24 protein-coding genes are annotated in these 23,690 nt (G+C 66.6%); 12 read left to right on the top strand and 12 right to left on the bottom strand.

The window, feature by feature from the left end; genetic code table 11:
• Positions 1-2: 2 nt before the first annotated feature.
• From SBP02_RS15660 to yaaA, 6 genes are all read right to left on the bottom strand, one after another.
• Positions 3-2,423 (bottom strand): bifunctional diguanylate cyclase/phosphodiesterase, encoded by a 2,421-nt coding sequence (locus SBP02_RS15660; RefSeq protein ID WP_318643071.1) that lies wholly within the window; start codon positions 2,421-2,423, stop codon positions 3-5.
• A gap of 94 nt (positions 2,424-2,517) precedes the next feature.
• Positions 2,518-2,889, bottom strand: coding sequence for a hypothetical protein (locus SBP02_RS15655; protein ID WP_318643069.1), 372 nt, complete (start codon positions 2,887-2,889; stop codon positions 2,518-2,520).
• Between the two features lie 20 nt (positions 2,890-2,909).
• On the bottom strand, positions 2,910-3,347 hold the full coding sequence (locus tag SBP02_RS15650; RefSeq protein ID WP_318643067.1) for an ester cyclase: 438 nt from the start codon (positions 3,345-3,347) through the stop codon (positions 2,910-2,912).
• Between the two features lie 52 nt (positions 3,348-3,399).
• Positions 3,400-4,230: an SDR family oxidoreductase gene (locus SBP02_RS15645; RefSeq protein ID WP_318643065.1), complete on the bottom strand. Its 831-nt coding sequence runs from the start codon at positions 4,228-4,230 to the stop codon at positions 3,400-3,402.
• Between the two features lie 52 nt (positions 4,231-4,282).
• A complete protein-coding gene (locus tag SBP02_RS15640) occupies positions 4,283-4,747 on the bottom strand; it encodes a multidrug transporter (RefSeq protein WP_318643063.1) in 465 nt (154 codons plus the stop codon).
• A gap of 95 nt (positions 4,748-4,842) precedes the next feature.
• Positions 4,843-5,622: a peroxide stress protein YaaA gene (yaaA, locus tag SBP02_RS15635; protein ID WP_318643061.1), complete on the bottom strand. Its 780-nt coding sequence runs from the start codon at positions 5,620-5,622 to the stop codon at positions 4,843-4,845.
• 168 nt (positions 5,623-5,790) lie between these two features.
• Between yaaA and dmeF the strand changes: the two genes are divergently transcribed.
• The 5 genes from dmeF (at position 5,791) to moaE (ending at position 9,766) form a co-directional block, all read left to right on the top strand.
• Complete coding sequence (dmeF, locus tag SBP02_RS15630; protein WP_318643059.1) at positions 5,791-6,735, top strand: CDF family Co(II)/Ni(II) efflux transporter DmeF; 945 nt, start codon at positions 5,791-5,793, stop codon at positions 6,733-6,735.
• A gap of 315 nt (positions 6,736-7,050) precedes the next feature.
• On the top strand, positions 7,051-8,442 hold the full coding sequence (locus SBP02_RS15625) for a PhoH family protein (RefSeq protein ID WP_318643057.1): 1,392 nt from the start codon (positions 7,051-7,053) through the stop codon (positions 8,440-8,442).
• A gap of 144 nt (positions 8,443-8,586) precedes the next feature.
• Entirely contained in the window at positions 8,587-9,063 is a 477-nt protein-coding gene (gene moaC / locus SBP02_RS15620; RefSeq protein ID WP_318643055.1) for a cyclic pyranopterin monophosphate synthase MoaC, read from the top strand.
• Entirely contained in the window at positions 9,060-9,308 is a 249-nt protein-coding gene (locus SBP02_RS15615; protein ID WP_318643053.1) for a MoaD/ThiS family protein, read from the top strand. The genes moaC and SBP02_RS15615 overlap by 4 nt, the downstream gene beginning before the upstream one ends.
• A 2-nt stretch (positions 9,309-9,310) precedes the next feature.
• Positions 9,311-9,766 (top strand): molybdopterin synthase catalytic subunit MoaE, encoded by a 456-nt coding sequence (moaE, locus tag SBP02_RS15610; protein WP_318643050.1) that lies wholly within the window; start codon positions 9,311-9,313, stop codon positions 9,764-9,766.
• Positions 9,767-9,768: 2 nt separating this feature from the next.
• On the opposite strand, the gene SBP02_RS15605 is transcribed toward moaE, so the two are convergent.
• From SBP02_RS15605 to SBP02_RS15585, 5 genes are all read right to left on the bottom strand, one after another.
• Positions 9,769-11,175 carry a hypothetical protein gene (locus SBP02_RS15605; RefSeq protein WP_318643048.1) on the bottom strand — a complete coding sequence of 469 codons (1,407 nt, stop codon included), beginning with the start codon at positions 11,173-11,175 and terminating at the stop codon, positions 9,769-9,771.
• 256 nt (positions 11,176-11,431) lie between these two features.
• Positions 11,432-12,898 (bottom strand): ATP-dependent RNA helicase RhlB, encoded by a 1,467-nt coding sequence (rhlB, locus tag SBP02_RS15600; protein ID WP_318643046.1) that lies wholly within the window; start codon positions 12,896-12,898, stop codon positions 11,432-11,434.
• 135 nt (positions 12,899-13,033) lie between these two features.
• Positions 13,034-14,194, bottom strand: coding sequence for a dipeptidase (locus tag SBP02_RS15595; protein ID WP_318643044.1), 1,161 nt, complete (start codon positions 14,192-14,194; stop codon positions 13,034-13,036).
• Positions 14,195-14,352: 158 nt separating this feature from the next.
• The gene (locus SBP02_RS15590) at positions 14,353-15,291 is read right to left on the bottom strand and encodes a GGDEF domain-containing protein (RefSeq protein WP_318643042.1); all 939 of its coding nucleotides are present in this window, start codon (positions 15,289-15,291) and stop codon (positions 14,353-14,355) included.
• Between the two features lie 217 nt (positions 15,292-15,508).
• The gene (locus tag SBP02_RS15585; RefSeq protein ID WP_318643040.1) at positions 15,509-16,195 is read right to left on the bottom strand and encodes an alpha/beta hydrolase; all 687 of its coding nucleotides are present in this window, start codon (positions 16,193-16,195) and stop codon (positions 15,509-15,511) included.
• A gap of 481 nt (positions 16,196-16,676) precedes the next feature.
• Between SBP02_RS15585 and SBP02_RS15580 the strand changes: the two genes are divergently transcribed.
• The 4 genes from SBP02_RS15580 (at position 16,677) to SBP02_RS15565 (ending at position 20,874) form a co-directional block, all read left to right on the top strand.
• Complete coding sequence (locus tag SBP02_RS15580; protein WP_318643038.1) at positions 16,677-17,705, top strand: amino acid ABC transporter substrate-binding protein; 1,029 nt, start codon at positions 16,677-16,679, stop codon at positions 17,703-17,705.
• Positions 17,706-17,803: 98 nt separating this feature from the next.
• Positions 17,804-18,988, top strand: a complete 1,185-nt coding sequence (locus SBP02_RS15575) for an amino acid ABC transporter permease (RefSeq protein ID WP_318643036.1) — start codon at positions 17,804-17,806, stop codon at positions 18,986-18,988.
• 10 nt (positions 18,989-18,998) lie between these two features.
• Complete coding sequence (locus SBP02_RS15570; RefSeq protein ID WP_318643034.1) at positions 18,999-20,096, top strand: amino acid ABC transporter permease; 1,098 nt, start codon at positions 18,999-19,001, stop codon at positions 20,094-20,096.
• Between the two features lie 10 nt (positions 20,097-20,106).
• A complete protein-coding gene (locus tag SBP02_RS15565; protein ID WP_318643032.1) occupies positions 20,107-20,874 on the top strand; it encodes an amino acid ABC transporter ATP-binding protein in 768 nt (255 codons plus the stop codon).
• 89 nt (positions 20,875-20,963) lie between these two features.
• On the opposite strand, the gene SBP02_RS15560 is transcribed toward SBP02_RS15565, so the two are convergent.
• Positions 20,964-21,917, bottom strand: coding sequence for a GlxA family transcriptional regulator (locus SBP02_RS15560; protein ID WP_318646356.1), 954 nt, complete (start codon positions 21,915-21,917; stop codon positions 20,964-20,966).
• A 117-nt stretch (positions 21,918-22,034) separates the two neighbouring features.
• On the opposite strand from SBP02_RS15560, the gene SBP02_RS15555 reads away from it, so the two are divergent.
• The 3 genes from SBP02_RS15555 (at position 22,035) to SBP02_RS15545 (ending at position 23,657) form a co-directional block, all read left to right on the top strand.
• A complete protein-coding gene (locus SBP02_RS15555) occupies positions 22,035-22,505 on the top strand; it encodes a nuclear transport factor 2 family protein (protein ID WP_318643030.1) in 471 nt (156 codons plus the stop codon).
• Positions 22,506-22,645: 140 nt separating this feature from the next.
• Positions 22,646-23,365, top strand: coding sequence for a phosphatidylcholine synthase (pcsA, locus tag SBP02_RS15550; protein WP_318643028.1), 720 nt, complete (start codon positions 22,646-22,648; stop codon positions 23,363-23,365).
• Entirely contained in the window at positions 23,358-23,657 is a 300-nt protein-coding gene (locus SBP02_RS15545) for a GIY-YIG nuclease family protein (RefSeq protein ID WP_318643026.1), read from the top strand. Before pcsA ends, SBP02_RS15545 begins: the two co-directional genes overlap by 8 nt.
• Positions 23,658-23,690 lie beyond the last annotated feature (33 nt).

Below are 23,690 nucleotides of genomic sequence, written 5' to 3'. Positions count from 1 at the left end.
GCTCATTGCCAGGCCGAACGGGCCTCCCAGGCGAGGACGCGGTTGCCCGGCAGTGGCCGGCAGATCCTGAAGCCCTGGGCGATGTCGCAGCCGAAGTTGCCCAGACGGGTCAGGGTCTCCTGGTCCTCCACGCCCTCGGCGACCACCTCGAGGTCGAGGTTGTGGGCCAGTTCGACGATGGAGCGGACGATCTTCGCCGAGTCGTCATCGTCGCTGAGCATGCCGGCGACGAAGGACTGGTCGATCTTCAGCGCGTCCACCGGCAGCCGCTGCAGGTAGGCCAGGGAGGAATAGCCGGTGCCGAAGTCGTCGATGGTCAGGCGGGTGTCGAACTTCTTCAGCTGCACCAGGGTTTCCAGGGCCGTGCTCGGGTCATCCATCAGCGCGCTCTCGGTCAGTTCGAACTCGATCCAGTCGGGTGCGGCGCCCCAGGTGGCGAAGGCGCCGCGGATGCGCTCGACCAGCTTGGGGTCGCGCAGGTCGCGGGCCGAGAGGTTGACCGAGATCGGCCGCGAGTCGCCTTCCTCGCGCCAGGCATAGCCCTGGCTCAGCGCATTGTCGAGCACCCAGTAGGTGAGCGGGGTGATCAGCCCCGAGCTTTCCGCCAGCTGGATGAACTGGTTGGGCGCCAGCAGGCCGCGCTGCGGGTGCTGCCAGCGCAGCAGGGCCTCGGTGCCGCACACCTTGTTGGTGGCGATCTGCAGCTGCGGCTGGTAGTGCAGGCGCAGCTGGTTGGCGTCGATCGCCCGGCGCAGGTCGCTCATCAGGGTCAGGTGCTGGGCGCAGGCGCGCTCCTGTTCATCGTGGAACAGGGCATAGCCGGCCCCGGAGCGCTTGGCCCGGTCCAGGGCGCTGCCGGCTCGGCGCAGCAGGGCGTCGGTCTCGGTGCCGTGGCCGGGATAGAGGGCGATGCCGATGCTGGCGCGGGCATCGAGGTACAGGCCGGACAGGTCGATCGGCTCGTACAGCGCCTCGAGTATCTGCTGCGCCAGCTGGGTGGCCTGTTCGGCGCCGCCGCTGGGCATCAGCACGGCGTATTCCTTCTCGCCGATCCGCGCCACCGGCATCCGCGGCCCGACCGCCTGCACCAGACGGGCGGCGATGGCCTGCTGCAGGCGATCGCCTTCGCGGTAGCCGAGGGTATCGTTGATTTCCTGGTTGCTGCCGACTTCCAGCTGCAGCAGGCCCAGCGGGCGATGCTCCTGCCGGGCGCGGGCGATGGCGTCCTCCAGCAGTTCGCACAGGTGCAGACGGTTGGGCAGCTCGGTGAGGCCGTCGGTGTAGGCCATGCGCCGGATGGTGGCCTCGGCCTGAGCGGCCCGGACCCGGGTGCGCAGGGTACTGATACCGAAGCCCAGGTCCTTGGCCGTGGCACCCAGCAACTCGACCTCGCGAGCATCGAAGGCGTCGGCTTCCGCCGCCATGATGACCAGCATGCCGATCAGCTCGCCCTCGAGCCGCAGCGGCAGCACGATGGCCGCGGCGAAGCCTCGGGCGCGGGCCTCATCGCGCAGCGGAGGGTTGGCATGGCTGAGGATGTCACGCAGGACGAACGGCCGCCCCGTCTCCATCGTCGCCTCCAGCCTGTGGATGAAGGCCAGGCCTTCGGTGCTGGCGCCCCAGGCGTCGCCCAGCATCAGGAAGCCTCGGTCGAGCCCGGCATGGGCCTCGGGGCGAAAGCGTTGCGGCGCCTGGTCCTGGCGATAGGCGACGCAGGCCAGGCGGTAGCCGCAGTCCTGTACCAGCACCCGGCAGATGTCCTCGAGCAGGGCCGGCTCGTCGCTGGCATGGATCAGCGCATGGTTGACCGCGACCCGCGTCGCCAGGGCGCGATTGAGGCGCTGGATTTCCACTTCCGCCTGGTTGCGCCGGGCCTTGATGCGCAGGGCCTGGAGGCCGAAGGCCAGGTCCTCGGCGGCCTCGCCGAGCAGGTCCAGTTCCTGGGGGCCGAAGGCATCCGCCTCCGGGGCGCCGATGGCCAGGACACCGAAGATGTCGCCGCCGACCCGCAGCGGCAGTGACAGCACCGAGGCGATCTCGTGGCGGATCGCGCCCTCGCGCCAAAGCGCGGTGTTCGGATCGGTCAGCAGGTTGCGCGACAGGCTCGGTTGGCCGGTGCGGATCGCCCGGCCGCTGGGACCGCGGCCGCGTTCGTTATCCGCCCAGCTGATGTGCAGCGATTCGATGTAGCTGCGTTCGACCCCGGCGAAAGCCATCGGCGTGACGGTCTTCGCCGCGTCCTGTTCGGCGCGGCCGACCCAGGCCATGCGATAACCGCATTGCTCGACTATGACCCGGCAGATCTCCTGCAGCAGGGTGGCTTCGTCGCCGGCGCGCAACAGCGCCCGGTTGCAGCCGCTGAGGGTGCGCAGCGCGCGGGTGAGGTACTGGTGTTCCTGACTGGCGGGGTCTGGTTCTGGCATGGCTGGCCTCCAACCCATGCAGGGCCTAGGTGGCATATAGAGCCGCCGCTTGCGAGCCCGGTTCCACCGGCAGGACGGGCGGAAGCCCCTGGTCCTACGGACGCGGCGGGGCGAGCCACGAGAAGGTCCGCTTGGAGAACAGCAGCGCGGCGCTCGCCGGGTAGCACAGGTAGTGCAGGGCGAAGATCAGCACGCCCATGGGGCCTGGGCTGTCCTGCAGGCTCATCATCCCCAGCAGCGCCAGATAGAGCAGCGCGAGCAACCCGCCATAGAGCCAGAGCAGGCGCCGGCGCTCCTGCGGCTGGGGCGCGCGGCGGGCCTTGGCGGCAAAGCACAGGGCCATGGCGGCGGCGACCGTAACGGCGATCAACAGGGTGGCCGGCAGGCCGCCGAGCTTCACCAGGCTGCGCAGCAGCAGGTTGAGCAGGACCACGGCGGCCACCCCGCCGAGGGCGTAGCGCAGCATGGCCACGCGCTGCGGCGGCATCAGGGCAGGGTGGTCAGCTGTTGGTAGAGTTCCCAGGCACTGCGCTCGACCCAGCACTCGGCCAGGCGGCCGTCGCGCACGGTCCAGATGGCCACGCCGCTGAAGGCGATCGGCCGGCCGTCGGCGGGGGTGCCGAGCATGCCGTTGTTGCGCCCCGAGCAGCGCCAGCGCGACACCACCCGGTCGCCGGCGGGGTTGGCGAAGACCTCCAGGTTGTCGGTGCGCGCGTCCAGCAGCAGTTCCTGGAACGCCTTGACCCAGGCCTTGAAGGCGTCGCGGCCGCGAATGGTCTGGCCGCCGGAGGTGATGACATAGTCTTCGGTCATCAGCTCGTCGATGGCATCCAGGTCATGGGGCGGCTGCCAGACCCGGTCGAGAAAGGTCAGGGCCAGGCGTTCGGCCTGGCGGTTCGCGGTGGCGTCGAATGGCTGGGGCATGGCGAGTCTCCCGTTCGGTGGTGCGCGGCCCGCGTCGGCGGACGGAGCCGTCTCAGAGTTGCACGTTGAGGCCGAAGCGCTTTCGCAACAGCGCGCTCAGCCAGGGCCTGGGCAGTAGCGCGGCCATCAGCGGCATGGCGCGGCTGCCGTTGCCCAGGCGCAGCAGCTGCGGACGCTTGCGCCGCTGCACCGCGGCCAGCAGCTCGGCGGCGAACTGTGCGGTCGGGGTCGGGTTGTCCTGGGAGGCCTTGGCGCGGGCGCGGATGCCTTCGCGCAGCGGCCACCAGGGCGAGCCCTCGCCGAGCAGCTGTTCGGCCTCGCGGCTGGCGTTGGCGCCGAAGCTGGAGGCGATGGCCCCGGGCTGCACCTCCATCAGCTCGATTGCGAAGGGTGCCAGTTCCAGGCGCAGGGCGTCGGAGAGGGCGTGCACCGCGGCCTTGGAGGCGCAGTAGGCGCCGGCGAAGGGGGTGGCGAGGACGCCGGAGACGCTGCCGATGTTCACCACCAGGCCGCGGCTGCGGCGCAGCAGCGGGAACAGCGCGCGGGTGACGCCGACCAGGGCGAACACGTTGGTCTCGAACTGCCGGCGCAGGGCCTCCACGCCGCCGTCCAGCAGCGGGCCCATGGCGCCGTAGCCGGCGTTGTTGATCAGCACATCGAGACCGCCGCTCTCCCGTTGCAGGCGCTCGGCCAGTTGCTCGAGCGCGGCGCCGTCGTTGACATCCAGCGGCACCGCGGCAAAACCGGCGGCTTCCAGGGCGGCGAGGTCCTCGGCCTTGCGCGCGCAGGCCCAGACCCGGTAGCCGGCGGCCTGGAAGGCGTCGGCCAGGGCGCGGCCGATGCCGCTGGAACAACCGGTGATCAGAACGCTGGGCGGGGTCATGGGGCTTCCTTTCTCTGGTTCGGGTGGACGGGGGTATCCGGGCAGTCTGGATTCAATCGGCGAAGCTGCCCTGCAGGCGTTCGGCGCGGAACTCCAGGGTGCTGGCGCGGTAGCCGCTGCGCAGGGTCGGCAGCGGCAGGCAGTCCTGCCAGCTGGCGCCGGGCAGCAGGTCGCCGGGGCCGCTGTAGCGCGGCGACTCGTACAGCCGGCGGGCCAGGTTGACCGTCTCGCCGGGGCGGTAGGCGGCGATCTGCCAATGCAGCTCCCGCAGGACGGCGTCGCTGCCGTTGGTCAGCTCCAGCGCCAGCGGGCGGTTGTCCGGGCAGCGCTGCGGGGCGTACTCCAGGCGCAGTTGCAGGTGGGCCAGGTGGCGGCTTTCCCGGCTCTCCTGCCAGAGCACCCAGCTGGCCACCAGGCCCAGGCCGAGCAGGGCGGCCATGGAGATCGGCAGGGCCTTGCCCGGATAGCGGATCAGCAGGATGAACCAGGTCAGCAGCAGGAAGGCGCCGATTAGCATGGCGATGGCCTTGGCGGATGGACACCTTGCCATCCTACACAAGGCCGGGGCGACGGGCATGGGGGCGGCAGGCTAGTCCCGCCGCCGGGGCGAGTTCAGTCCAGCGGCTGGTCGCGCAGGAACACCAGCTTGTCGGCCGTGGAGTGCTCGGCCGAGTAGCGATAGCCCTGGGCGTCGAAGTTCTTGAGGGCCTCGGAATCGGTCAGGCGGTGCTTGATCACATAGCGGGCCATCAGGCCACGGGCCTTCTTGGCGTAGAAGCTGATGATCTTGTACTGGCCGTTCTTCAGGTCCTTGAACTCGGTGTCGATGATGCGCGCGTCCAGGGCCTTGCGTTTGACCGCGCCGAAATACTCGGTGGAGGCCAGATTGAGCAGCACCCGGTCGCCCTGGGCCGCCAGGGCCTCGTTCAACCAGCCGCTGATGCGCTCGCCCCAGAAGGCATAGAGGTCCTTGCCACGCGGGTTGGCCAGCTTGGTGCCCATCTCCAGGCGGTAGGGCTGCATCAGGTCCAGGGGGCGCAGCACGCCGTACAGGCCGGAGAGCATGCGCAGATGCGTCTGGGCGAAGTCGAAGTCGTCCTCGTCGAAGTCCTCGGCATGCAGGCCGGTGTAGACGTCGCCCTTGAACGCCAGCAGCGCCTGCTTGGCGTTGTCCGGGGTGAAGTGCGGCGTCCAGCTGGCGAAGCGCGCCGCGTTGAGCCCGGCGAGCTTGTCCGACAGGTGCATCAGTTCGGCGATCTGCACGGGGCTGAGGTCGCGCAGCTGGCTGATCAGGGCCTGGGCGTGGTCGAGGTGTTCGGGCTGGCTGTAGCGCTGGGTCGCCGGCGGCGTCTGGTAGTCGAGGGTCTTGGCGGGGGAAATCACCATCAGCATAGGGGCTGCTCCTGAAAGTCCTGGCGGCGATTCTAGGCCGAGCAGCGGCCCTGGCTCTACCTATCGCGGCGATTGAGTGCCCGGCGGTAGCGTCCGGGCGAGGCTTGACCCGGGGGCCGCCCCGGTCTTTTAGTGTGGGCAGGTACCCATGGCCAACAAGGAGTCGTTATGACCGCCTGCAACCACTCGCGCTGGGAACCCTCCCACGATTACCGCCCACTGGAAAGCCGTGCCGAGCGCCAGGCCTGGCGCGTCACCGCCCTGACCGGGGCGACCATGCTGGTGGAGATCGCCGCCGGCTATGCCTTCAACTCCATGGCCCTGCTGGCCGACGGCTGGCACATGGCCTCGCATATGCTCGCCATCGGCCTGACCGCGCTGGCCTACCTGCTGGCCCGGCGCTATGCCAACGACCGGCGTTTCGCCTTCGGCACCTGGAAGATCGAGGTGCTGGCGGGCTTCGCCAGTTCCATCCTGCTGCTCGTGGTCATCGCCATGCTCGCCTTCGAGTCGTTGTGGCGCCTGTGGCAACCGCAGCAGATCGCCTTCGACATGGCCCTGCTGATCGCCGTGGTCGGTCTGCTGGTCAACCTGGCATCGGCCTGGATGCTCGGCGGCGAGCACAGCCACGATCACGGCCATGCTCACCACGACCACGGACCGAGCGGCGGACGCGACCTCAATCGCCACGCGGCCTTCGTCCACGTGCTGGCCGATGCGCTGACCTCGGTGGCGGCGATCATCGCCCTGCTCGGCGGCTGGTGGCTGGGCTGGACCTGGCTCGATCCGCTGATGGGCGTGATCGGCGCGGTGATCATCGCGGTCTGGGCCAAGGGCCTGTTGCTGGAGACCGGCAAGGTGCTGCTCGACCGGGAGATGGACAGCCCGCTGGTGGCGCGGGTACGCAGCGCCCTGGTCGCGGAGCCGGACACCGAACTGGCGGACCTGCACCTGTGGCGTGTCGGGCGGGCGCAGTTCGCCTGCATCGCCAGTGTGGTGACCCATGGCAATGGCTCGGCGGATCGCTACAAGGCGCGCCTGCAAGGGTTCGGCGAACTGGTGCACGTGACGGTCGAGGTCAACCGCTGCGCCGAGAATGGGCACACCGAGTAAGGCGGCAGAGAAGAGGCGGGAAAATGGCGTCAATCGCGCCGGTAGGACTTTTGACTGTAACGGGCTGGGGGGGGATCGCCAAGGGTTATTCGTCGATAGGCAAAATAAAGTTCAAAAAGTTGAAAAGAACGTTTGCCTGTCATGTTTTTTGGAGTAATTAAAAAGCAAGACCGCCGAATCCTGCAGACAGGTGGCGGCCATCGGCCCTCATCCTGCTTGCACCTTCTCAGCCCCGCCTGAGTCGTCGGCGGCCTCCCGCGGCGGAGCGCTGCTGTGGCATTCCGTCGCATGGCTACTAGAAGAAGGTGACCGAGTATGGATGACCATGGACGCTCCACGCCCACCGCTCCGACCCTCTACGCTCTCGACACCAATGTCCTGATCCACGATCCCAATGCGTTGCTGAACTTTCAGGAACACCACGTTGCCATCCCGATGACCGTGCTGGAGGAACTGGACAAGCTGAAAACCGGAAAGGCCGGCGTCGCCGCCGAATGCCGGCAGGCCATTCGCCTGATCGACAAGATTCTCGGCAGTGCCGCGCCCGACGAAGTCGAGCTGGGCGTACCCATTCAGCGGGAGAAGAGCGGGCCCTGCGGGTTCCTGTCGATTCTCATGAGCAAGAGCGCCTCGCCGATCACCTGGCTGCCGGAAGACCTCAACGACAACAAGATCATCAACCAGTTGGTCGAGCTCAAGTCGCGGCGTCCCGGGGTGGCCGTGGTGCTGGTGACCAAGGACATCAACATGCGCCTGAAGGCGCGCGCCTGCGGCATCGACTCGGAGGACTACCACACCGACCAGCTGGTCGACGACGTGTCCCTGCTGTCCCAGGGTTACCACAGCATGGAGGGCTCGTTCTGGGACCGCGTCAGCACCGTGGAAACCCGTCAGGATCATGGTCGCACCTGGCACCGGGTGCAGCTGATCGACAACCTGCCGGCGGTGCACGTCAACGAGTTCATCGTCGACGGGCAGGGCTTCGTCGGCTGGATCAAGGGTATCGAGGCCAATGAGCTGGTGATCCTCGACCTGCACCAGGAACCCCTGATGCACCAGGAGGCCTGGGGCCTGCGCCCGCGCGACATCTACCAGGCCCTGGCGCTCTATGCCCTGCTCGACCCGGACATCCACCTGGTCAACCTGTCCGGCGCCGCCGGTTCGGGCAAGACCATCCTGGCCCTGGCCGCGGCCATCGAGCAGACCATGGTCAGCAAGCGTTACCGGCGCATCATCGCCACCCGCAGCGTGCAGGGCCTGGATCAGGAGATCGGCTTTTTGCCCGGCACCGAGGCGGAGAAGATGGAGCCCTGGCTCGGCGCCATTACCGACAACCTGGAAGCGCTGCACATGGAGGACGAGAACACCCACGGCAGCGTCGACTACATCCTGCAGAAGGTGCCGCTGCAGTTCAAATCGCTGAACTACATCCGTGGGCGCAGCTTCCAGCAGAGCCTGATCCTCATCGACGAGTGCCAGAACCTCACCCCGCACCAGATGAAGACCATCATCACCCGCGCCGGCAGCGGCTCCAAGGTGGTCTGTCTGGGTAACCTGGCGCAGATCGATACGCCCTACCTGTCGGCGCCCAGCTCGGGTCTGACCTACCTCACCGAACGCTTCAAGGACTTCGAACACGGCGTGCACATCACCCTGCAAGGGGTGCCGCGCTCGATCCTCGCCGAGTTCGCCGAGAGCCATATGTAACCCCACCCTCCCGTCCTATCCGCCGCGTCGGGCCTGCGCCCGGCGCAGGCGGGGGCGACTGACCATCCGATTCCATGGCATTCACAGGTGCCGAAAGCTGACCCGCGGGTTTACAATCGGCCGATACCCGCCTGGAGCAAACCTGTGTTGACCCATCTCGATTCCCAAGGTCGCGCCAATATGGTCGACGTCAGCGACAAGGCCCTGACCGTCCGTGAGGCCGTGGCCGAAGCCCGGGTGCGCATGCGCCCGCAGACCCTGCAGATGATCGTCGAGGGCGAGCACCCCAAGGGCGACGTGTTCGCCGTGGCGCGCATCGCCGGCATCCAGGCGGCGAAGAAGACCGCCGACCTGATCCCCCTGTGTCATCCGCTGATGCTCAGCAGCGTCAAGGTCGAACTTACGGCCGAGGGCGATGACGCCGTGCGCATCCGCGCGCGCTGCAAGCTCTCCGGGCAGACCGGCGTGGAGATGGAGGCGCTGACCGCCGCCAGTGTCGCCGCGCTGACCATCTACGACATGTGCAAGGCGGTGGACCGCGGCATGATCATCGAGAGCGTGCGCCTGCTGGAGAAGCTCGGCGGCAAGAGTGGCCACTACAAGGCCGGGGACGAGCAATGATCCGCGTGCAGTACTTCGCCCGCTACCGCGAAACCCTGGGCCTGGACGGCGAGCAGCTGCGCGACAGCCAGGGCTTCGCCACCCTCGACGACCTGCGCCGCCACCTGCTGGCCCGTGGCGGGGTGTGGGAGGTGCTGGCCGAGCAGAACTTGATGTGCGCGCGCAACCAGGAACTGTGCAGCCTCGACGAGCCCCTGGCCGAGGGCGACGAGGTGGCCTTCTTCCCCACCGTGACCGGGGGCTGAGCATGGCCATTCGCGTTCAGCACGAGCCGTTCGATCCGGGCGCCGAAACCAATGCGCTGCACGCGGCCAATGTCGGCGTCGGCGCGGCGGTCAGCTTCGTCGGCTACGTGCGCGACTTCAACGAGGGCCGCGAGGTCGGCGGCATGTTCCTCGAGCACTTCCCCGGCATGACCGAGAAGGCCCTGGGCAAGATCGCCGAGGAGGCCGGGCGGCGCTGGCCGCTGCTCAATATCCAGATCATCCACCGCATCGGCCGCCTGGAGCCGGGCGAGCCGATCGTCTTCGTCGGCACCAGCAGCGCCCACCGCCAGGCCGCGTTCGACGCCTGCGCCTTCGTCATGGACTACCTCAAGACCCGCGCGCCGTTCTGGAAGAAGGAAGACACCTGCGACGGTCCGCGCTGGGTCGAGGGACGGGCCAGCGACCAGGCCGCGGCGGAGCGCTGGCGCAGCGACTGAAGTTAGGGGCTGTTCGCGGCGCCTCGGTCACTCGCGTGACGGGGCGTCATATCCAGGCGTAGCAGGGCGCTCTTCTCCGGTAGGCGGAGGCTGCCCGTCTCGGGCAGTTCCTCGAACCAGGCCAAGCGCAGGCGCATGACATGCCCCTCCACGCCTAGAGATGCGATGTGCAGGATGGGCAGGTGCTCGCGATCGAGTGCCCGCGATGCGCTGGCGTGCCATTGGCCGAGCAGGCGGCCGGTGACATCCAGCCGGTCGATGTAGAGCTCCTGCGCCAGCAGCTGTGAGATCACGTAAATGTCAGTGCCGAGACAGAACACCTGTCCCATGGGGTAGAGGTTCTCGAAGCGCCAATTGGGCGTGCTGGATTGCAGGTAGGTGCGCGGTCCGTCGTGGATCAGCCCGATGCCGGCGGCGCAGCCGACCACGCGCCGCTCCACCGCCTCCCGGCTCAGCGGCTGTCGATCGCGCCATTCTTCTACGCGCACGTGGGCCCGTGGGTAACCGCCGCTGAGCCGGCGGGCTGCGTTGGGCCTGAGCACCTGGCGGATAAAGTCCGCGGCATGCTCGCCCTGCCAACCGGAGGGGGTGTCCCTCGACCATTCGCTGATGCCGCGTCGCCATAGCTCGCGACGGGCCATCAGTTGTCCGGTTTGTCGGTCGTGCAGGGTCCAGACCACCCGCTGCGGCCAGCGCTCGCTGTGGGGATTGGCCAGCAGGCTTTCCTTGACCACATAGCGCGAGCCTGTGCCGTCCCAGGGGATGGAGGTGCGCGCCTGCGCCGGTAGCGGTCGGTAGGTGCGGCCCTGGTGGTGAATGGCGGCATAGGGAAGCTTGCTGGCATAGCTCAGGCCCATGCTCGCTGTTAGCCCCGGCGTGCCCTCTTCGATGATCAGGGTGATTTCGTCGGTAGGCGCGGTGGCGTGGATGACCTGCAACGGTGGGCGCGGCTGCAGCAGGTACACCAGGCCGAGGGTGGCGCCAGCGAGCAGCAGCACCAGGCCGAGGCCGAGCCGCTGTGCGGCGCTGAACAGCCGCAGGGCGCGCCATAGGTAGTGCAGTGCCACCCCGGCCGGGGCGAGGATGGCCGCGCTCAGCGAGGGGGCGCTGCGCAGCGTGTCCGGGTTCTGTGCCAGCATGATCAGCAGGGGGAGGCTGGCTGTCAGGCCGCAGAGCAGCAGGGCGCAGATCGCCTGGGTGCAGCCTGGGGCCTCGCGGCTGGGGGGCCACACCAGCGCCGCAATCAGCCCCAGGCAGCCCAGCCAGGCGGCGCCGCTGAGCAGGCTGCCCCAGAGCTCGTCGGCGCCTGCTAGCAGTAGGCTGAATAGGGCCAGGATCAAGGCGCAGAGGAGGCCGCCAATATAGATGAGCGTTCGCACCAGCCCCCAGGGCCAACGGGTCCGGTTCATCCGGCGCTCGCCATTGGGGGGGTAGAACTGGGGAGCGGTAACCTTACCGACAAGATGCTATCCATGCTTCTGCCCTGGTGTCCTCGATTGTCTCGGTTTTGTCCGGTCGGCCCATAATCCTGACCGGCTCGTCGAACGGTCGTGGGCCGTTGTCATTTGACGTTGCGGCGCGACCTCGCGAATGGCTCGCCCACTGCGCTCGGGCCAGGGGCGAGCATAAAAAAGGCGAAGCCGGGGCTGCGCCTTTTTTGTCGCCTCAGTGCTTGCGCGGCACCGGCTTGAGCAGCGCGTCCGGCGGCATCTCGCAGTTGATCTTGCGCCCCAGCAGCGCCTCGATCGGCGGCAGGGCGAAGGCGTCGTCCTCGCCGGCGAAGCTGATGGAGGTGCCGCTGGTGCCGGCGCGGCCGGTGCGGCCGATGCGGTGCACGTAGTCGTCCGGGTCTTCCGGCAGGGTGAAGTTGATCACATGGCTGATGCCTTCGACATGGATGCCGCGGCCGGCCACGTCGGTGGCCACCATCACGCGGATCTTGCCTTCGCGGAAGCCTTCCAGGGCGCGGATGCGCTTGTGCTGGGGCACGTCGCCGGACATCTGCACGGCGCTGACGCCGTCGCGGGTCAGGCGCTCCTCGATGCGCCGCACCTCGTCCTTGCGGTTGGCGAAGACCATCACCCGGCTCCAGTCGTTCTGGGTGATCAGGTTGTACAGCAGCTTGTACTTGTCGGCGCTGGCGACCGCATAGACGTGCTGCTCGACCGTGTCGCTGGCGACGTTCTCCGGCTCGATCTCGACGATGGCCGGATTCACCGTCCACTGCTTGGCCAGGTTCATCACGTCTTCGGTGAAGGTGGCGGAGAACAGCAGGGTCTGGCGTTCGCCCTTCATCGGGGTCTGGCGGATGATCTGCCGTACCTGGGGGATGAAGCCCATGTCGAGCATACGGTCGGCCTCGTCGAGCACCATCACCTCGACCATGTCCAGGTGCACCTCGCCGCGCTGGTTGAAGTCCAGCAGGCGGCCCGGGGTGGCGACCAGGATGTCGCAGAAGCGCGATTCCAGTTGCTTGAGCTGCTTGTCGAAGTCCATGCCGCCGACGAAGCTCATCACGTTCAGGCCGCTGTACTTGGTCAGGCCGATGGCATCGTTGGCGATCTGCACCACCAGCTCGCGGGTCGGGGCGATGATCAGTGCGCGCGGCTCGCCCATGTAGCGCTCTTTCGGCGGCGGGGTCTGCAGCAGCTGACTGATGATCGAGACGAGGAAGGCCGCGGTCTTGCCGGTGCCGGTCTGGGCGCGGCCGATGGCGTCCTGGCCCTTGAGGGTGTAGCCGAGGACCTGGGCCTGGATCGGCGTGCAATAAGGGAAGCCGAGGTCGTGGATGGCGTGCATCACCCGCGGATCGAGGTCGAAGTCGTGGAAGCGGGTCTTGCCTTCGGCAGGTGCCACCACGAAGTCTTCCAGCTTCCAGTTGTCGACGGGCTTGGCCGCACGTTCGCGGCGTGGCTTGCTGGCGTTGCCCTTGCCGCCGCGTGCCGGTTTGGCTGCGGCATTGTCTGGCGCCTCGGCACTGTCAGTGGCCGCACGTCCGGCGTCTTTGGGCTTGGCGGGGCGGTTGGGCTTCTCGTCTCGGGCGTTTTGGCTGCGAGGGGTTGCCGGCGCAGTGAGCGTATCGGCTTGCTCGCCCTCGGCTTTGCCGAACATCTTCTTGAGTGCTTTGAGCACGGTCATCTCGTCAATTGGTTAAGGAGTGAACGGCGGCCAGTGTAAAGCAAGAAGTCGGCGCGGCGAAGCTCCCTGCTCGGGCGACTTGTCAATGCCTGTGCGGCATTTTCCTCAAGGGGCTGCCTGACTGCTCGGTCAGTCCGGCGGCAGGGTCGCCAGCAGCAGGCGCTGGACATTGCCGCCCATGATCGCGGCGATCTCGGCATGGCTGAAGCCGGCCGCCTGTAGGCCCTCGGTCAGCTGGGCCAGGCCGCTGACATCGAAGGGCGCGCGGATGGTGCCGTTGAAGTCCGAACCGAGGGCCACATGTTCGACGCCGATCAACTCGCTGGTGTAGCGGATCGCCCGTACTATGGCCTCGACCGAGGTGGCGCAGACGGCCGCGTCCCAGTAGCCGATGCCGACCAGCCCGCCGCTGGCGGCGATGCCGCGCAGCTGCGGGTCGCTGAGATTGCGCGGGCCGGGGCAGGTGCCCGCGACGCCGGTGTGGGATACCAGCAGCGGTCGTCGGGCCATGGCCAGCACGTCGTCGATCAGGGCGGCGGAGGCGTGGGCCAGGTCGATCAGCATGGCCTTGTCTTCCAGACGGGCGATCACCCGGCGCCCGAATGGGGTGAGGCCGCCCTTGTCCAGGCCGTGGGCGGAGCCGCCGACTTCGTTGTCGAAGAAATGGGTCAGGCCGGCGATGCGAAAACCGGCGTCATACAGGTGCTCGAGGTTGTCCAGGTTGCCCTCGAGCGGATGCAGGCCCTCGGTGGCGAGCAGCGCGGCGACCCGCCGTGGGTCCTGCTGGCGGGCCTGGATAAAGGCCGCTAGGTCTTTCCGGCTGCGGATCAGCACCAGGCGACCCTGGCTGGCGGTCGCCGCCTGCCGGAGTTTAGCGGCCTGGTACAGGGCCCGTTGCAACAGGCTGTCCCAGGTCGTCCTTGGCCAGCGCTGGGCCAGCGCCAGCAGGGTGATGTTGTCGCTGTCGGCGGCGTTGCGCTGGTAGTTGAGCCCGCGCGGGGTCTTGGTCACGGTGGAGAATACCTGCAGCGCCACACCGCCTTCGAGCAGCCGCGGCAGGTCGGAGTGGCCGTAATTGTGGCGTTCGAGGAGGTCGCGCTGCCAGAGCAGCGCATCGTCGTGCAGGTCGGCGATGAACAGCTGCTGGTGAAGACGTCGCGCCGCTTCGCTCGCCGAGTAGGGCGGGCCGAGGGCGACGCCGTTGAGCAGGCGGTCGAGCAGCTGAGGCAGGCTGAAAAAGAGCGCCCCAGCACCCATGGCGAGCAGCAGGATAAGCAGGAGCTTGCGCATGGGGTCTCCGGAAGTGCGGGGCGAGCAAAGGCATGGCGCTGGTATGAGCCTAGCCAAAGGTGAGGCAGGTTCATCCGGGGGCTACTGGAGGCCTCGGTTGGCTGCACGCCCAGAACGCCGGGAATCCACCGGCGGAACAACCTACCGAGAGGTCGCCGCTAGCCGTACAGGCAGTTGCGGCCCTGTTGCTTGGCCCGGTATAGCGCGCTGTCGGCCCGGGCGATCAGGTCTGATAGCTCATCCCTCTGGCGCATCAGGGCCAGGCCGATGGATACCGTTACCCCCGGCAGCACGCCGCTGGGCGCGTAGAAGGAGGGGATCTGCTGCAGGGCCATGCGCAGGCGCTCGCCGATGCGCCGACCATCGTCCTCGCCGATCTCCGGCAGCAGGATGACGAACTCTTCGCCGCCGTAGCGGATCAGGCTGTCCTTGGGCCGCAACTGCTCGCGCAGCGTGTGGGCGACCATGCTCAAGGCATAGTCGCCGGCCAGGTGCCCGTGCCGGTCGTTGTAGGCCTTGAAGTGGTCGACATCCAGCATCAGCAGGCACAGCGGCTGGCTGTTGAACGCGCAGCGGGTGCTTTCCCGTTCGAATACATGCTTGAGCCAGCGGCGGTTGAACGCGCCGGTGAGGGCATCGATATTGGCGCTCTGTTCGCTGTCCAGGAGAATGCGGTTGCCTGAGCGCAGCCGTTCGCAGAGCAGGCTGAGCAGGTTGTGCATCAGTTGCGGCGATTGTTGAAACAGCTTGATCAGGGCTTCACGATGCAGGCGTAGCAGGCTGCAGGGCGTACTCGCCACCACGTAGGCCGACGGCGCCTGGTTGTCGATGAAGCTGATCTCTCCTGCACAGTCGCCGACGTTCAGGGTATTCACCGGCTGGTTGTCCAGTGAACCGAGATAGACCTTGAGCTGGCCACTGAGCAGCAGATACAGGTGCTGGTTGCGCTGGAAGGGCGAGAGCAGAATCTCGCCGGCTTCCAGCTCGCAGGCCCGGAAGGACTTCAGCACCTGGTTCACGCAGCTGGCGGCGACGTTGTTGAACAGTCGCAGTTGATGGATACGTTGCGGGTCGACTTGCCAATGCGCTTCTTTCATGGCGAAGGCGCGCGGCGCTGGCTGTGAAGGGGGGCGGGCATCGCGAACACTCCCTGTTGTCAGGCGATCTCCAATCCCGACAGTATGCCGGCGAACCGGGGCTGGCAATCCTCGAGGCGCCTTGCCCGACCGGTGGCTGAGGAATCTGACTAGCTCGTCACGTTTCGGCGCCACCGGCAGGGCCATGACGCAGGAGCCCCCTACGCCTTGCCCGGCATCATGGCACCTGTCCGGATGCCGCCCCGTTGTCGCCCAAGCGCTCCTCCAGCCAGTCGGCTATATCGCGAATCTCCTCCGGCAGGACTTCGTGGGCCATCGGGTATTCGCGCCAGCGCACCTCCACCCCCTGGGCCGCAAGCGCATCATGGGCGGCGCGGCCCAGGGTGGGCTGTACCACATCATCGAAGGTGCCGTGCAGGCAGAGCACGGGTAACTGCTTCTTGTCATCGGCCAGTTGCGTGTCGCCGTCGAGGGTCGGTGCATAGGTGGACAGCGCCAGCACTCCGCCGAGCGGCCCCTGCCAGCGCAGGAACGCGGCATGCAGGGCCACGGCACCGCCCTGGGAGAAGCCGGCGAGGAAGATGCGCCGGGGGTCTATGCCGCTGTCGCGCTGGGCCTCGATCAGCGCTAGCACCTGTTGCGCCGATGCCTCCAGCTGTTCGCGGTTGATCGCGCGAGCTGGACTCATGGTCAGGATGTCGTACCAGCTGGGCATGGCCCAGCCGCCATTGATGGTCACCGCCTGGGTCGGTGCCTGGGGCAGGACGAAGCGGGTGCTGGGTAGTCGCTCCTGCAGCGCTTCGGCCACCGGCAGGAAGTCATAGCGGTCGGCGCCCAGGCCGTGCAACCAGACGACGCAGGCGTCTGCGCGAGGTGTGGGGTGAAGAATCAAAGGATCGCTCATGGCGGGGCTCCAGTCTGGTGCGGCCGTGTCTATAGGAGGGCGGCAGCGCTTTGGCTAAGTGACTAATCTGGGAAGAATATGTCGCAAGATTACAAGTTTTACGCTTGACCTGTCCGTATGGTGGTAATGGCAAGGTGCTGGTATGGGCTTTGCTATGGCCAATAGGACTGATGACGTTGCCCGGTGCGGTAACACCTGTACCAGGCCGGGAGCGGAACAGACGGGAAGCCGATTTGATGGGGTTTCCAAAGGTTCGTCTAGCATTGCATGCCGGGCGAGGAGTAAATGGCTATCCGTCTCCGACCCATTCGACCAGTGGGTACACGAGAGTTTTTTGGCTTAAGGAAGATTCGCCAACTAGACTCTCGAAGAGGTCTGATCCGCCGGTTTGACGCGTTGCTGCCGACGCATCCGACGAGCCCCAAAAGGGCAGGGTGGTAGGACCGAGACTCCAACACAACAAAAGCAACTGGAGGTTTTAATGAAGATGGTGAAATCCACCCTGGCGGTACTGACTACCGCAGCCGTTCTCGGTGTCAGCAGCTTCGCTCAGGCGGGCGCTACCCTGGACGCGGTGCAGAAGAAAGGTTTCGTGCAGTGCGGTATCAGCGATGGTCTGCCGGGCTTCTCCTACGCGGACGAGAAGGGCAATTACCTGGGGCTCGACGTCGATGTGTGCCGTGCCGTGGCAGCCGCCGTATTCGGCGACGCAACCAAGGTCAAGTACAGCCCGCTGACCGCCAAGGAGCGCTTCACCGCGCTGCAGTCCGGCGAGGTCGACATCCTGTCGCGTAACACCACCTGGACCAGCTCGCGCGACTCCGGCCTGGGCCTGAACTTCGCCGGCGTGAACTACTACGACGGTCAGGGCTTCCTGGTGAACAAGAAGCTCGGCGTGTCCAGCGCCAAGGAACTCGATGGCGCCACCGTCTGTATCCAGGCCGGTACCACCACTGAGCTGAACCTCTCCGACTACTTCCGTGCCAACGGCATGAAGTACACCCCCATCACCTACGATACCTCCGACGAGAGCGCCAAGTCGGTGGAAGCCGGCCGTTGCGACGTGTTGACCTCCGACCAGTCGCAGCTGTACGCGCAGCGCATCAAGTTGGCCGCGCCGGAAGAGTACGTGGTGCTGCCGGAAGTGATCTCCAAGGAGCCGCTGGGCCCGGTCGTGCGCCAGGGTGACGAAGAGTGGTTCGACATCGTGCGTTGGTCGCTGTTCGCCATGCTCAACGCCGAAGAGCTGGGCATCGACTCGAAGAACGTCGAGGAGATGGCCAAGTCCACCAAGAACCCGGACATCGCTCGCCTGCTGGGCGCCGAGGGTGAGTTCGGCAAGGACCTGAAACTGCCGAAAGACTGGGCGGTGCAGATCGTCAAGCAAGTGGGTAACTACGGCGAAAGCTTCAATCGCAACGTCGGTGCCGGCAGCGAGCTGAAGATCGAACGTGGCCTCAATGCCCTGTGGAACAAAGGTGGTCTGCAGTACGCACCGCCGGTGCGCTGACCGTCTTGCCGGTGTCCCGTCCTGGGGCACCGGCATCGTTCTGACGACGTGAACCCCTGGCCCGCGGACGCGGGCTAGGGTGTTCCAAGAGGGCTCCTATGCAAAATACCGCAGATACCTCGCACCCCAAGGGCTCGGTCTGGACCGATCCCAAGGTACGCGCATGGATATTCCAGATTCTCGCCGTCATCGCCGTCATGGCGATCGGCTGGTACCTGTTCGATAACACCCAGACCAACCTGGAGAAACGCGGCATCACCTCCGGTTTCTCCTTCCTCAACAACAGCGCCGGCTTCGGCATCGCCCAGCACCTGATCGACTACAGCGAGAGCGACACCTACGGACGGGTGTTCGTCATCGGCCTGCTCAACACCCTGCTGGTATCGGTCATCGGCATAGTGCTGGCGACCATCCTGGGCTTCATCCTCGGCGTCGCGCGGCTCTCGCATAACTGGCTGATCAGCCGGCTGGCCACCGTCTACATCGAGACCTTCCGTAACATCCCGCCGTTGCTGCAGATATTCTTCTGGTACTTCGCAGTCATGCTGTCCTTGCCCGGGCCTCGGCAGAGCCTGGAGGTCGGGCAGAGCTTCTTCCTCAACAGCCGCGGCCTGTACATGCCGGCGCCTAGCGCGTCAGACGCATTCGGCACCTTTATCGGGGCGGTGTTGATCGCCGTCGTCGCCATCGTGCTGATCGGGCGCTGGGCGAAGGCGCGCCGGGAAGCGACCGGCAAGGTCTTCCACGTGTCGATCGCCGCAGTGGCGCTGATAGTCGGGCTGCCGGGCCTGGCAGTCGCGGTGGCGGGTAATCCGCTGCAATGGAGCATGCCCGAGCTGGCCGGCTTCAACTTCCGCGGCGGCTGGGTGATGATCCCCGAGTTGATCGCCCTGACCCTGGCGCTGACCATCTACACCGCGGCCTTTATCGCCGAGAACGTGCGTTCCGGGATCATGGCGGTCAGCCATGGGCAGACCGAGGCGGCGCGCTCCCTGGGCCTGCGCGGAAGCTATACCCTGCGTCTGGTGATCATTCCCCAAGCCCTGCGGGTGATCATTCCGCCGCTCACCAGTCAGTACCTCAACCTGGCGAAGAACTCCTCCCTGGCGGCCGGTATCGGCTATCCGGACATGGTCTCGTTGTTTGCCGGCACCGTGCTCAACCAGACGGGGCAGGCCATCGAGGTGATCGCCATCACCATGAGCGTCTACCTGGCCATCAGCATCAGCATTTCCATCCTGATGAACTGGTACAACAAGCGCATTGCGCTGATCGAGCGGTAAGGAGCAGCCCATGCAAACCCATACCTTCAGACCCGACATGCCGCCACCCGTGCTGAGCGTCGGCGTGCTCGGCTGGCTGCGTGCCAACCTGTTTTCCAACTGGTTCAACACCCTGCTGACCCTGTTCGCCGCCTACCTGGTCTGGCTGATCATCCCGCCGATCATCCAGTGGGCCTTCCTCGACGCCAACTGGGTCGGCACCACCCGGGCCGACTGCACCAAGGACGGCGCCTGCTGGGTGTTCGTGCAGCAGCGTATCGGCCAGTTCATGTACGGCTTCTACCCGGAGACCCTGCGCTGGCGTGTCGACCTCACCCTGTGGATGGCGGTCATCGGCGCGGCGCCGCTGTTCATCCCGCAGATGCCGCGCAAGGCCGTGTACGGCCTGGCCTTCCTGGTGCTGTATCCGCTGCTGGCCTACTGGTTGCTGCACGGCGGCTTCTTCGGTCTGTCGACCGTGCCGACCAGCCGCTGGGGCGGTCTGATGCTGACCCTGGTGATCGCCTCGGTGGGCATAGCCGGCGCCCTGCCATTGGGCATAGTGCTGGCCCTCGGTCGGCGTTCGGACATGCCGGCGATCCGCGTGCTGTGCGTGACCTTCATCGAGTTCTGGCGCGGCGTGCCGCTGATCACCGTGCTGTTCATGTCCTCGGTGATGCTGCCGCTGTTCCTGCCGGAAGGGCTCAGCTTCGACAAACTGATGCGCGCCTTGATCGGGGTGATCCTGTTCCAGTCGGCCTATATCGCCGAGGTGGTGCGTGGCGGTCTGCAGGCCATCCCCAAGGGGCAGTACGAGGCGGCCGCGGCCATGGGCCTGGGCTATTGGCGGATGATGGGGCTGGTGATCCTGCCGCAGGCCCTGAAACTGGTGATTCCCGGCATCGTCAACACCTTCATCGCCCTGTTCAAGGACACCAGCCTGGTGATCATCATCGGCCTGTTCGACCTGCTCAACAGCATCAAGCAGGCGACCACCGACCCGGCCTGGCTGGGCATGGCCACCGAGGGCTATGTGTTCGCGGCGCTGATTTTCTGGATTTTCTGTTTTGGTATGTCCCGCTACTCCATGCACCTGGAGCGCAAGCTGGACACTGGCCACAAGCGTTAGGAGTTATGTCATGAGTGAAGCTATCAAGCAGTCGATCAGCGCCGCGCCGGGGATCATCCAGATGGACGGCGTGCACAAGTGGTACGGCCAGTTCCATGTGCTCAAGGACATCAACCTGAACGTGCAGCAGGGCGAGCGCATCGTCCTCTGCGGCCCGTCCGGTTCGGGCAAGTCCACCGCCATCCGCTGCCTCAACCGCCTGGAGGAACATCAGCAGGGGCGCATCGTCATCGACGGCACCGAGCTGACCCACGACCTCAAGCACATCGAGGCGGTGCGCCGCGAGGTCGGCATGGTGTTCCAGCACTTCAACCTGTTCCCCCACCTCACCGTGCTGCAGAACTGCACCCTGGCGCCGATGTGGGTACGCAAGATGCCCAAGCGCGAGGCCGAGGAGGTGGCCATGCATTACCTGGAGCGCGTGCGCATCCCGGAGCAGGCCGGCAAGTATCCGGGGCAGCTGTCCGGCGGCCAGCAGCAGCGCGTGGCGATCGCCCGGGCGCTGTGCATGAAACCGAAGATCATGCTGTTCGACGAGCCGACCTCGGCCCTCGACCCGGAAATGGTCAAGGAAGTGCTGGACACCATGGTCGGCCTGGCCGAAGACGGCATGACCATGCTCTGCGTGACCCACGAGATGGGCTTCGCCCGTACCGTGGCCAATCGGGTGCTGTTCCTCGACAAGGGCGAGATCGTCGAGGAGGCCGACCCGGACACCTTCTTCACCAACCCGAAGAACGAGCGCACCCAGCTGTTCCTCAGCCAGATCCTGCACTGACCCATCGGTAACGTGCCGCATAAAAAGGGGAGCCAGGAGGCTCCCTTTTTTATGCGGCCGTGTTCGGCCTGCCGGGCCACAGCCGCGGCTCAGGCCGTTTGGCGCAGGCGCTGGCGGAAGGCGCCCGGAGACTCTCCGCACAGCTGCTTGAAGCGTTTGGCGAAGGTCGCGCGGTCGCCGTAGCCGACCCGCTCGGCAATCTGCTCCAGAGAGTGCGTCGGGTCGCTCAGGGCGCGCTGCGCGGCAGTGATGCGCAGGCGCTGCAGATAGTCGTTGGGCGTCAGCCCGGTGCTGGCCTTGAAGCGTCGCAGCAGGGTGCGTGGCGAGCAGTTGGCCCGCGCGGCCAGGCGGTTGAGGTCGATCGGTTCGGCGTGATGCTGATGCAGCCAGTGCAGCAGCGGGCCGAGCTGCGGGTCGTCGCGACTGTCCTGGGGGAGCAGCGGAGCGAAGCGCGCTTGCTGGCCGCGCGGGCTGTCGAACACCAGGGCGTTGGCAACTTGCCGCGCCAGGTCATCCCCTGCATGCCGGGCGATCAGGTACAGGCACAGGTCCAGGCCGGCATGGGCGCCGCCGGAGCTGAGCAGGTTGCCGTCGTGGCAGAGCATCTGCTCGACATCCAGCGCAACCCGCGGGAAGCGTCTGCGGAACGCATCGGCCAGGGCCCAGTGGGTGGTGGCCCGGCGACCGTCGAGCAAGCCGGCGGCGGCGAGCAGGAAGGCGCTGCTGCATAGGCTGGCGATCTGCTGGTGGACGGGGCGCTGCGCCAGCCAGGCCAGGAACGCGGCATTCGCGGTCAGGTTGCTGTCGATGGCGCTGCCGGTCGCCGGCACTATCAGCAGCTCGGCGCGGGTTGCCAGCTCCAGGCCGCCGTCGACCCGGATGCAGGCGAACTCCAGTTCGACCGGCCGGGCATCGGCGCTGAAGCGCTGCAGATTGAACACTGGCCGTCCGGCCAGGCGGTTGGCCAGGGCGAAGGCATCGTGGGCCATGCTCAGGCTGGAGCACAAGGTTTGCGGGCAGACATGCAGCGCGATCTGGAGCATGGGGTAGGCAGTCGACAGGAGGATGGCGATTATTGACACAAGATTGTCGATTACGCCAATCGCGTCGCGGCGTAGCTGCACCCATACTCATGGGCTTATATCTTTGGAGCCGGGCCTATGCGTCATCCCAATGTCGAACTGATCAGCCGGTTCTACCGGGCCTTCCAGCAACTGGACGCCGAAACCATGGCCACCTGCTACGCCGAGGACGTGCGTTTCGGCGATCCGGTGTTCGAGGATCTGCGCGGTGCCGCAGCGGCGGACATGTGGCGCATGCTCACGGCGCGGGCCCAGGACTTTTCCCTGACCTTCGACCGGGTGCAGGCGGACGATCGCCAGGGCAGTGCCCGCTGGGTCGCCCGTTATCGGTTCGGCCAGACCGGCCGGCGCGTGGTCAACCCAATCGAGGCGCACTTCCTGTTCCGCGACGGCAAGATCATCGAGCACCACGATAGTTTCGACCTGTGGCGCTGGTCTCGTCAGGCCCTGGGGCTCAAGGGGTGGGTGCTGGGCTGGGCGCCGCCGGTGCAGCAGGCCATCCGCCGTCAGGCGCTCAAGGGCTTGGCGCAATTCAGGGCTACGCGCTAGCGGCGCCTGGTGCGGCTGCCTAGGTAGGTGACCGGGGGCGGTGGTAATCTCTGTGCCCCGTGCTTTCATCCAAGATAGCGACGGCCTGCACAGCCGCGCTGTCCGATGACCATGAGCGTCGCCTTTCAGGAAGCCCGACCGTGAGTGAACTGCTGCTATCGTTGAACAAGGCCAAGGCCTGGACCGTGCACGCGGTGACCGCCAGCGGGGTGATTCTCGCGCTGCTGGCGTTGCTGGCGGTGCTCGACGGGCGGCCGCAAACCTGCCTGCTGTGGCTCGGCCTGGCCCTGCTGGTGGACGGCCTGGATGGCACCCTGGCGCGCAAGTTCGACGTCAAGGGCGTGTTGCCGCATTTCGACGGAGTGACCCTGGACCTGGTGATCGACTACCTCACCTATGTGTTCATTCCGGCGATCTTCGTCTATCGCTTCGTGCCACTGCCCGACTACACCCTGTTGCCGGCGGTCGGGCTGATCCTGCTGTCGTCGCTGTTCTGCTTCTGCAACGTCAACATGAAGAGCCAGGACAACTACTTCGTCGGCTTTCCGGCTGCGTGGAACGTGGTGGTGGTCTACCTCTACCTGCTGGATTTCGTCCCCTGGCTGAGTTTTGCCACCATCCTCCTGCTCGCGGGGCTGACCCTCACGCGGATGAAGTTCCTCCACCCCTTCCGCGTCCGCCAGTTCATGCCGCTCAATATCGCCGTGACCCTGGTGTGGATGCTCGCCTGCCTGGCGCTGATCCTGCGCTACCCCAGCCAGCCGATCTGGCTGCTGGCGATCTGGCTGTCGGCCTCGGCCTATTTCGTCGGCATCTGCCTGTGGCGCTCGGCCCGGGAGTGGTTTTCCGCCGATGAGTGAGGCGGGGGGCAAGGTCTGGTTCGTCTACCTGGTGCGCGCCGGCAACGGCGCGCTGTACTGCGGCATCAGCGACGACCCGCAGCGGCGCTTCGTCCAGCACCGCAGCGGCAAGGGCGCGCGCTTCTTCCATTCCAGCCCGGCGGTGGCCCTGGTCTACACCGAGGCCTGTGCCGGCAAGGGCGACGCCCTGCGCCGCGAGCGGGCGATCAAGCGCCTGGGCAAGGCGGCCAAGGAGGCCCTGGTCGCCGCCGGCGGCCTTATCGGTGCGCCTGATGGCGTACTATCAGGCTAGGCAGGTAGGCCGGCGCCGGCCGGCCGGGTAAGC

Source organism: Pseudomonas benzenivorans, from assembly GCF_033547155.1.
Taxonomy (GTDB): domain Bacteria; phylum Pseudomonadota; class Gammaproteobacteria; order Pseudomonadales; family Pseudomonadaceae; genus Aquipseudomonas; species Aquipseudomonas benzenivorans_B.
This window is presented reverse-complemented; position numbering and strand designations above follow the sequence as displayed.

Bases quoted from the DNA above. Each gene is read 5' to 3' on its own strand.
- SBP02_RS15650 (WP_318643067.1), bottom strand. From the start codon at position 3,347: ATGCCCCAGCCATTCGACGCCACCGCGAACCGCCAGGCCGAACGCCTG.
- SBP02_RS15645 (WP_318643065.1), bottom strand. From the start codon at position 4,230: ATGACCCCGCCCAGCGTTCTGATCACCGGTTGTTCCAGCGGCATCGGC.
- SBP02_RS15570 (WP_318643034.1), top strand. From the start codon at position 18,999: ATGCAAACCCATACCTTCAGACCCGACATGCCGCCACCCGTGCTGAGC.
- SBP02_RS15655 (WP_318643069.1), bottom strand. From the start codon at position 2,889: ATGCTGCGCTACGCCCTCGGCGGGGTGGCCGCCGTGGTCCTGCTCAAC.
- SBP02_RS15595 (WP_318643044.1), bottom strand. From the start codon at position 14,194: ATGCGCAAGCTCCTGCTTATCCTGCTGCTCGCCATGGGTGCTGGGGCG.
- moaE (WP_318643050.1), top strand. From the start codon at position 9,311: ATGGCCATTCGCGTTCAGCACGAGCCGTTCGATCCGGGCGCCGAAACC.
- SBP02_RS15575 (WP_318643036.1), top strand. From the start codon at position 17,804: ATGCAAAATACCGCAGATACCTCGCACCCCAAGGGCTCGGTCTGGACC.
- SBP02_RS15625 (WP_318643057.1), top strand. From the start codon at position 7,051: ATGGATGACCATGGACGCTCCACGCCCACCGCTCCGACCCTCTACGCT.
- SBP02_RS15580 (WP_318643038.1), top strand. From the start codon at position 16,677: ATGAAGATGGTGAAATCCACCCTGGCGGTACTGACTACCGCAGCCGTT.
- SBP02_RS15545 (WP_318643026.1), top strand. From the start codon at position 23,358: ATGAGTGAGGCGGGGGGCAAGGTCTGGTTCGTCTACCTGGTGCGCGCC.
- SBP02_RS15560 (WP_318646356.1), bottom strand. From the start codon at position 21,917: ATGCTCCAGATCGCGCTGCATGTCTGCCCGCAAACCTTGTGCTCCAGC.
- SBP02_RS15605 (WP_318643048.1), bottom strand. From the start codon at position 11,175: ATGAACCGGACCCGTTGGCCCTGGGGGCTGGTGCGAACGCTCATCTAT.
- SBP02_RS15660 (WP_318643071.1), bottom strand. From the start codon at position 2,423: ATGCCAGAACCAGACCCCGCCAGTCAGGAACACCAGTACCTCACCCGC.
- dmeF (WP_318643059.1), top strand. From the start codon at position 5,791: ATGACCGCCTGCAACCACTCGCGCTGGGAACCCTCCCACGATTACCGC.
- SBP02_RS15555 (WP_318643030.1), top strand. From the start codon at position 22,035: ATGCGTCATCCCAATGTCGAACTGATCAGCCGGTTCTACCGGGCCTTC.
- SBP02_RS15585 (WP_318643040.1), bottom strand. From the start codon at position 16,195: ATGAGCGATCCTTTGATTCTTCACCCCACACCTCGCGCAGACGCCTGC.
- SBP02_RS15565 (WP_318643032.1), top strand. From the start codon at position 20,107: ATGAGTGAAGCTATCAAGCAGTCGATCAGCGCCGCGCCGGGGATCATC.
- SBP02_RS15640 (WP_318643063.1), bottom strand. From the start codon at position 4,747: ATGCTAATCGGCGCCTTCCTGCTGCTGACCTGGTTCATCCTGCTGATC.
- SBP02_RS15615 (WP_318643053.1), top strand. From the start codon at position 9,060: ATGATCCGCGTGCAGTACTTCGCCCGCTACCGCGAAACCCTGGGCCTG.
- SBP02_RS15590 (WP_318643042.1), bottom strand. From the start codon at position 15,291: ATGAAAGAAGCGCATTGGCAAGTCGACCCGCAACGTATCCATCAACTG.
- yaaA (WP_318643061.1), bottom strand. From the start codon at position 5,622: ATGCTGATGGTGATTTCCCCCGCCAAGACCCTCGACTACCAGACGCCG.